The sequence below is a fragment of the Candidatus Coatesbacteria bacterium genome (assembly GCA_014728225.1).
GTDB lineage: Bacteria > RBG-13-66-14 > RBG-13-66-14 > RBG-13-66-14 > RBG-13-66-14 > WJLX01.
On sequence record WJLX01000087.1, the window covers coordinates 1 to 7,578 of the forward strand.

Annotated in this window: 8 protein-coding genes; all 8 read left to right on the plus strand. The window is 64.9% G+C overall.

The window, feature by feature from the left end; all coding sequences use genetic code 11:
* The first annotated feature begins 267 nt into the window (after nucleotides 1-267).
* The 8 genes from GF399_06085 (at nucleotide 268) to GF399_06120 (ending at nucleotide 7,576) form a co-directional block, all read left to right on the plus strand.
* On the plus strand, nucleotides 268-972 hold the full coding sequence (locus tag GF399_06085; protein MBD3399885.1) for a phosphoribosylaminoimidazolesuccinocarboxamide synthase: 705 nt from the start codon (nucleotides 268-270) through the stop codon (nucleotides 970-972).
* 23 nt (nucleotides 973-995) lie between these two features.
* The gene (gmhA, locus tag GF399_06090; protein MBD3399886.1) at nucleotides 996-1,565 is read left to right on the plus strand and encodes a D-sedoheptulose 7-phosphate isomerase; all 570 of its coding nucleotides are present in this window, start codon (nucleotides 996-998) and stop codon (nucleotides 1,563-1,565) included.
* Between the two features lie 51 nt (nucleotides 1,566-1,616).
* Nucleotides 1,617-3,182, plus strand: coding sequence for a radical SAM protein (locus tag GF399_06095; GenBank protein MBD3399887.1), 1,566 nt, complete (start codon nucleotides 1,617-1,619; stop codon nucleotides 3,180-3,182).
* A 63-nt stretch (nucleotides 3,183-3,245) separates the two neighbouring features.
* Nucleotides 3,246-4,223 (plus strand): D-glycero-beta-D-manno-heptose-7-phosphate kinase, encoded by a 978-nt coding sequence (rfaE1, locus tag GF399_06100; protein MBD3399888.1) that lies wholly within the window; start codon nucleotides 3,246-3,248, stop codon nucleotides 4,221-4,223.
* 218 nt (nucleotides 4,224-4,441) lie between these two features.
* Nucleotides 4,442-5,737 (plus strand): hypothetical protein, encoded by a 1,296-nt coding sequence (locus tag GF399_06105; GenBank protein MBD3399889.1) that lies wholly within the window; start codon nucleotides 4,442-4,444, stop codon nucleotides 5,735-5,737.
* 353 nt (nucleotides 5,738-6,090) lie between these two features.
* The gene (locus GF399_06110; protein MBD3399890.1) at nucleotides 6,091-6,636 is read left to right on the plus strand and encodes a hypothetical protein; all 546 of its coding nucleotides are present in this window, start codon (nucleotides 6,091-6,093) and stop codon (nucleotides 6,634-6,636) included.
* A 193-nt stretch (nucleotides 6,637-6,829) separates the two neighbouring features.
* Nucleotides 6,830-7,066 (plus strand): hypothetical protein, encoded by a 237-nt coding sequence (locus GF399_06115; protein ID MBD3399891.1) that lies wholly within the window; start codon nucleotides 6,830-6,832, stop codon nucleotides 7,064-7,066.
* Between the two features lie 114 nt (nucleotides 7,067-7,180).
* The gene (locus GF399_06120; protein ID MBD3399892.1) at nucleotides 7,181-7,576 is read left to right on the plus strand and encodes a hypothetical protein; all 396 of its coding nucleotides are present in this window, start codon (nucleotides 7,181-7,183) and stop codon (nucleotides 7,574-7,576) included.
* The last annotated feature ends 2 nt before the right edge of the window (nucleotides 7,577-7,578 follow it).

Genomic DNA, 7,578 nt, shown 5'->3' on the forward strand with positions numbered 1-7,578 from the left:
CTCAACCGCCACACCCGCCCCGATACACTGATCGGGCTGATCGGCGACCGGGACGGCCGAATCCGCAGCGCCGCGACCCGACGGATCACCGATAAACGCTTTCAGCAGCGGCTGACCGCCGAGCAGAGCGAGCGGCTCCTCGAACGCCTGCTGGGGTTGCTCGAACGCTACCACACCCTCGAGGAGCTCGTCGCCCGAGCAAGCCTCGAGCTTCCCGAGAACTAACCGACCCGCAACCCACACACCCCGGAAACCGAGGTGCGAGCGATGACCGACACGATCCTCTACGAAGGCAAGGCCAAGGTGGTCTTCGCCACCGACGACCCCAACATCGTCCGGCTGTACTACAAGGACGACGCCACGGCCTTCAACGGTGTCAAGAAGGGCACCATCGAGGGCAAAGGCTACTACAACAACGCCATCACCGAGATCCTCTTCCGCCTGGTCGAGGAGGCCGGCATACCCACCCAGCTCATCGAACGCACCGCCGAGCGGGAGATGCTGGCCCACACACTGAAGATGATCCCCCTGGAGGTGGTGGTGCGCAACGTCGCCGCCGGCAGCATCTCCAAGCGTCTGGGCATCCCCGAGGGCACCAGGCTCGAGCAGCCGACCCTCGAGTTCTTCTACAAGGACGACGACCTCGGCGATCCCCTGGTCAACGAGTACCACATCCACAACCTGATGGAGATCAGCGACAAGGACCTGGAGCTGCTGCGCGATTACACCTTCAAGGTCAACGATATCATCGCGCCCCATCTGCTGGAGCGCGGCATCCGTCTGATCGATTTCAAGGTCGAGTACGGCTACGACAACGCCGGCAACGTCCGCCTGGGCGACGAGCTTTCGCCGGACTCCTGCCGCTTCTGGGACGCCGAGACCAACGAAAAGATGGACAAGGACCGCTTCCGCCGCGACCTGGGCGACATCGAAGCCTTCTACGCCGAGGTGCTAAAACGGCTGCAGAACTAGGAGCCGGAGTGGATTACAGCCAATTGGTCAACGACGAGCTGCGGCAGGCGGCCGCCAACCTGGCGGCCTTCGCCGCCGCGCAGGCCGCCCCGCTGACGGCCGCGGCCGGGCTCGTCGTCCAAACCCTCGCCAGGGGCGGCAAGGTGCTGGCCTGCGGCAACGGCGGCAGCGCCGCCGACGCCCAGCACTTCGCCGCCGAACTCGTCGGGCGCTTCGAGACCGAACGCCGGCCCCTCCCCGCCGTCGCCCTGACCACCGACACCAGCATCCTGACTGCCGTCGGCAACGACTACGGCTACGACGAGATTTTTTATCGACAGGTCCGCGCCCTTGGGCGCAAGGGCGACCTTTTGCTGGCCCTCTCCACCAGCGGCAACTCCCCCAACGTGCTCAAGGCCGTCCCGGCCGCCCGGGAGCAGGGCTTGAAGGTTTTGGCTCTCACCGGGCGCGACGGCGGAAAGCTGGCCCCGGCCGCCGACGTCGCCGTCGTCGTGGACACCCAACGCACCTGCCGCATCCAGGAGTGCCACGCCGCCGCCCTGCACACCATCTGCCGCGTCGTCGACGAGGCCTTTCCACCCCGGGGTGACTGACCCCGCGGTCGGAGCTTGACAACGACGGCGACGCGCCCGAACGGATAACCAATGAGCCGACCCGTCGTGGGCCGACAGGCATCAATGGAAGGAACCGAGCGCTCCGCCGCGGCACCGACGGGCAAGCGACTGCTCCTCGTCGAACCCCCCTTCTACCGTCTCTACAAAGACAGCTACTCGCTCACCCGCTACCCCCTCTCCCTGGGCTACCTGGCGGCGGTGGCCGGGGAACGCACCGACTGGCGGGTCCGGGTCTACAACGCCGACTTCGTCCCCGAGGCCGAATCCGTCAGCTTCAGCCACCTCAGCGGACCGGGTTTCCAGCGCTACCGCCGCCTGCTGAGCGATACGACGGCTCCCATCTGGAGCGAGGTCCGCCGCCGGATCGCCGAATACCGGCCCGCCGTCGTCGGCGTGACGGCGAAATCGCAGAACTACACCGCGGCCCTCAACGTCGCCGCCCTGGTCAGGGAGATCGATCCGGGGATCGCGGTGGTCTTCGGCGGTCCCCACCCCAGTCTGACGGGGGGCGAGATCCTGGCCACCGGCCTGGTCGATTACGTCGTCGTCGGCGAGGGCGAAGAGACCTTCGTCGAACTGCTCCAGGCCCTGGGCGATGATCCGACCAGGGTGTCGTCGGCGAAGCTGGAATCGATCCGGGGACTGTACTTCAACGGTCCGGACGGCCCTCGCTTCAACGGTCCCCGGGAGTTCATCACCGATCTAGACTCCCTGCCCTACCCCCACGAGTACGCCGCCGAGGTGCTCTGGGACCACGACGATTATCCGGACTACGCCTTCCGCTCGCTGATGGCGACGCGAGGCTGTCCCTACAATTGCTTCTTCTGTGGTTCGCGCAACCTCTGGAGCCGTCGGGTCCGCTTCCGCTCCGTCGCCGACGTCGTCCGCCAGATCAACTCCCTGGCCGCCCACGGCATCCAGCGGGTGCACTTTGAAGACGACACATTTGGTGTCACCAGGTCCTACCTGCGCCGGCTGTGCCACGCCATGCGCCTTCACTGCCCCGGGGTGGAATGGAGCTGCGAGACCCACGTCAACCTGATCGACGTCGCCAACCTGCGCTTGATGCGCGACGCCGGCTGCGTCTCGATCCAGCTCGGGGTGGAGTCCGGCAGCAACCGCGTCCTGAGCGACATGCGCAAGCGCTACACCATCGAGGACGCCCGTCGGGCCGCCGGTTTAATCGCCCGTCACGGTCTCGAGCTGGAGGCCTTCTTCATGGTCGGCTTCATCACCGACGACGAGGAAAGCCTGGCCGAGACCTGGTGGGCGATGAAGACCATCCCGGGGATGATCTCCTACAGCATCTTCACCCCCTACCCCGGCACCGAGGCCTTCGAGCGTTGCCGGGAGCTGGGCCTGCTCGACGACGATTACGACGTCTCGCGCTTCAACCATCAGAGCCCGGCCAACTGCTTCAGCGACCGTCTGGAGCACGACCGCTTCCGCCGGATGGTCGCCGTCATCGAGCGCGGCGTCGATCGCAAAAACCGACAGCGGTGGCTGAGGGACAAGCTGTCCTTCGGCACCCTGCGCCGTCTGCGCCGCCTGGGACTGCGTACCGTCCTGCGCCGGCTCAGGCAGTACGCGCACTGAGATCGCCCGCCGCGAGGGCGATGCATTCCGGCCGCTAACCGAGGAAGGTCCATGGTCGATCGTTTGGATCGCCGGCGTCTGGAAGAACTGCTGACCGCCGTCGGCGGCCGACGGGTGCTGATCGTCGGCGACGTGATGCTCGATCGCTACGTCTGGGGCCGCGTCGAGCGCATCAGCCCCGAGGCGCCGGTACCCGTCGTCGAGGTGCGCGAGGAAACCCGATTGACCGGCGGAGCGGCCAACGTGGCCCGCACGATTCGCGCCCTGGGCGGAGAACCCCTGCTGGTGGGCGTCGTCGGCGATGATCCCGCCGCCGACGAGCTGCGCGACCTGCTGGCCGAGGCCGGCCTCGACCACGACCACCTCGTCGTCGACCGGACCCGGCCCACCACGGTCAAAACCCGCATCCTGGCCGACAAGCAGCAGGTCTGCCGGGTGGACCGCGAGGAGCGGTGCCCCCTCGGCGCGGCGACGAGGGAACACCTGGCCCGGGTCGCCCGCAACGTTCTCGAGGGAGCCGCGGCCCTGCTGTTGTCCGACTACGGCAAGGGCGTCCTCGAAGCCGAGCTGATCCGCGCTCTGGTGTCCGATTGCGCCGACCGCCCCTCCGTGGTCGATCCCAAACAGGACCACTTCGACGCCTACGCCGGGGTCACCGTGGCCACGCCCAACCACTACGAGGCCGCCGGCGCCGTCGGCCTCGCCGCCGATTACGGCAACCTGAATCGGGTCGCCGAACACCTGTTCGAGCGGACCGCTCTGGAGAACCTGTTGATCACCTGCGGCGCCCGGGGGATGCGTCTCTACGAGGGTCCCGACCAGCCGCCCGCGTTGATCGATACCGTGGCCCGCGAGGTTTTCGACGTCACCGGGGCCGGCGACACCGTGGCCGGGGTGCTGGCCCTGGCCCTGGCCGCCGACGCCAGCCTGCTCGAGGGCGCTCTGCTGGCCAATCTGGCCGCCGGCGTCGTCGTCGGCAAGCTGGGGGCGGCCACCGCCGACGCCGACGAGATTCTCCAACGTCACCGCCAACTCCAATGAGTGCGACCGGCTCCCTTGACAACCCCCCGGGGCGATGCTACGCTGAGTCCACCCTTGATAAGAACGGCTGTACACAATTATGCAAGCTTCATTCAATCGCCCGGGTCGCGCCCCGACTCGGAGCGGCGTCTGTTGGCGAAGTATGTCTGAGCTCTTGATTGACTAGGTCTTATTCTGATTCTTTTACGCCGCTCGCCGCGTTTGCGAAGGGGATAACGATGCTGAAAAAGCTGCATTTCGATTTCCGCGACGTTTTGCGCGCCCCCAGACTGGGCTTCTCCGCCAAGAAGGTCTGGGTCCAGTTCCAGGGCCTGATCGTCGGTCTGTTCGGTTACGCCGTGCTGGCCTACGCCGCCCTGCTGATCGAGGGCTTCACCCTGGGCGAGATCTGGACCATGTTCGGCGCCCTGCCCCTGCCCATCTGTTGCGGACTGCACTGGTACGGCTGGGTCATCTTCGCCCTGGGCGGTTTGTGGGCCCTGGTGATCTGCCTGATGGCCGGCACCGCCACCTCGAAGCTGACCTATGAGCAGCTCCGCGGCAACGACTTCTACTCCAAGAAAGAGGCCTGGCGCTTCGCCCGCAAGCACGCCCCCGCCGTGATCCTCTCCCCCGTCGGCATGGCCATCGTCGTGGCCATCCTGATCGGCGGCGGTCTGCTGATCGGCCTGATCGCCGGCACCGGCGCCGTGGGCGCCTGGCTGACCAGCGCCTTCTACCCGGTGATCATGGCCATCACCATCTTCACCGTCTACCTGGTGCTGATCGTCCTCGTCGGCTTGATCATCTCCCCCGCCGTCGTCGCCACCACCAAAAACGACACCTTCGAGACCATCTTCGAGCTCTTCTCGACGGTCTCCGCCCAGCCCTGGCGCCTGGTGCTCTACAACATCCTGCTGGGCATCGCCATGGCCATCGCCGGGCTGATCCTGATCATCTTCGTCATCCTGGCGCTCAAGCTGATGCAGACCGTCTTCGGACTGGCCTGGGGCTCTGATTTCACCGGCTACGTCTTCCCCCAGGCGGGCGCCTACACCTTCGCCTTCCTCAAGACCCCGGCCTCCATCCTGCAGGCCAACACGATGAACTGCGTAGCCCAGATATCGCTGGAAAGCGGCCTGCCGATATCGGAGATCATCTACAGCGTGCCCGGGCTGAACTGGATCGCCTGGCTGGGTCTGCCGCCGCTGGTCGTTCAGCCCAGCGCCGGTCTCCAGGTGGCCGCCATCATCTACACCGTCTGGACCGTCGTACTGCTGGGCCTGATCGTCAGCTACTACTTCTCGACCTTCTACGTCGGCCAGACGCTCATCTACATCGCCCTGCGCAAGAAGAAGGACGACGAGAACCTGCTGGAGCGCAAGGACTACGAGGAAGAGTTCCCCGAGTTCGAGGTCCCCGAGGAAAACGAGGCGCCGCCCGGGGATGACGAAACCGCCGGCGAGACCGAGTCCGAGGCGCCCGCGGAAGACGCCGACAAAGCGCCGGACGAACCCTCCGGGGACGACGACTAGGTCCTCGAACCCTCTTGAGCAATACGAGCCGGGACCCACAGGGGTCCCGGCTGTTGCAATCGCCGCTCCGCCTCAGCTTGGCCGTCGAGTAAGCGACGAGCGTAGGTGGATTGCACCGAACCAGCGAGCCGCCAAGGTCCAGCCGGCGGAAGCTGTCTCATCTCCGACTTCGCCGCTCGCCCGATCGCCGAAAACTCCGGACCGGCGCCCTCCAGGCCCCTCCGGCGTTGGGCGGAAGTGGACTGCTCGACACCGGGCCCGAGTAACCAGCTAAACCGGTCAAGATAATTGTCATAATGATACTATCCAGCAGTAACTATGTATAGTAAAATGAAAGTTTCTTGTGATCTCAAATACATAATGCTTACAGGGAGGTTATCGTGAAGGGAACGGCCCTCGTCGTGGCGCGCAGCTTCGTCCAAGAGCGATTCGGCGACGACAAGTGGCAAGAGATTCTGCAAAGAGCCGGGATGAAGGGCAAGCCCGTCATGGCCACCCGGGAGTATCCCAATGAGCTGGTCGGTGTGTTCGGCAGGCTGATCGCCGAAGAACTCAACGTTGAATTTGACGACTGGGTGCGTATCTTCGGCCGCTACTTCACCTCGACTTTTGCCCCCTTGTACTACAAGGCCTACTTCCGCCCCGGCTGGAAACTCAAGGAGTTCCTACCTTACATCCCCCGGGTCTACTCCGTGGCCACCGCGGGCTTCGACCCGGGCGCCCGGGGCGGTATGCTCACCGAGTGGGTCGACGACAGGACCATCCGCTACACCTACCAGACCAGGCTAGGCCTGGTCAGCTTCCTCACCGGCCTGATCGAGGGCGCCGCCGAGCACTACGGCGAACCCGTCAGCGTCGAGCGCACCGGCGAGATGGTCGTCGAGGCCGAGCTGCTGTAGCGGTTTACCGAAAGTTTTTCTCCCCCCGAACGGGCGTACTGGTCACGCCCGTTTTCTGTATCTCTCGTCGATATCTTGACAGTCATTACCTCGAGGAATAGTCTTGAATTCGTTATCCGACCATTGATCGATACAATACGGGTGAGTAAGGGGAGGCGGCGATGCGCAGGTTATCCTATCTCTGTGTGTACTGGTGTTAAACATCGGCGCCGAGCTGCCCTACGGCTACGAGCCCGACTGGGAGAGCGAAGGGATCCGTTACAGCACTGACTGCTGTGTCGGCGATTTCAACGGTGACGGCTGGCGGCTGGAGAACGGCGAACTCCGTACCGGCGATGGCCAGCGTAAGGTGTTCTATGTGGAACACTACCCGGCCCGGGAGATCAGCGCGGTCCGCGTCGATGGCGTCACCCTGCCCGATGACGAGTGATGCTGCGATCCGGAGCTGGGCTGGGTCTCCCTGGGCTTCGCCCCAGGCGCCGGCGCGGAGATCGCCCTGGATTACGTCTGGAGCGACCGGCTGGATTTCTACGCCGCCAACTGCGTGATCCCCGATTACTCGGGCCATGATGCCGTCTACTACAACGACGGCAACGGCGTCGACGAGGAGCCGGGGTGGCTTGCCGCGGATGAACTGGACTCCTGGCATTGCTTCCCCCTCGACGTCGATGCCGACGGCGATCAGGATATCCTGCTCGCCGGTCAATCCGTCGCCCTGTTCACCAACACGGGAACCGGCCTGGAGAGCGAGCCGAGCTGGCGGCTCTTCGATGAAGATCACTGGATTGAAAGCTGCGCCGTGGTGATTACGACAGCGACGGCTACCCCGAGATCGCCTTCTCGGACAACATTACCGAGGTTCTCTATCTGTACGATAATCGTTCAGGCGTGCTGGACACCACACCCTGCTGGAAGGTGGACGCCGAGAACCGCCCTTTAGGA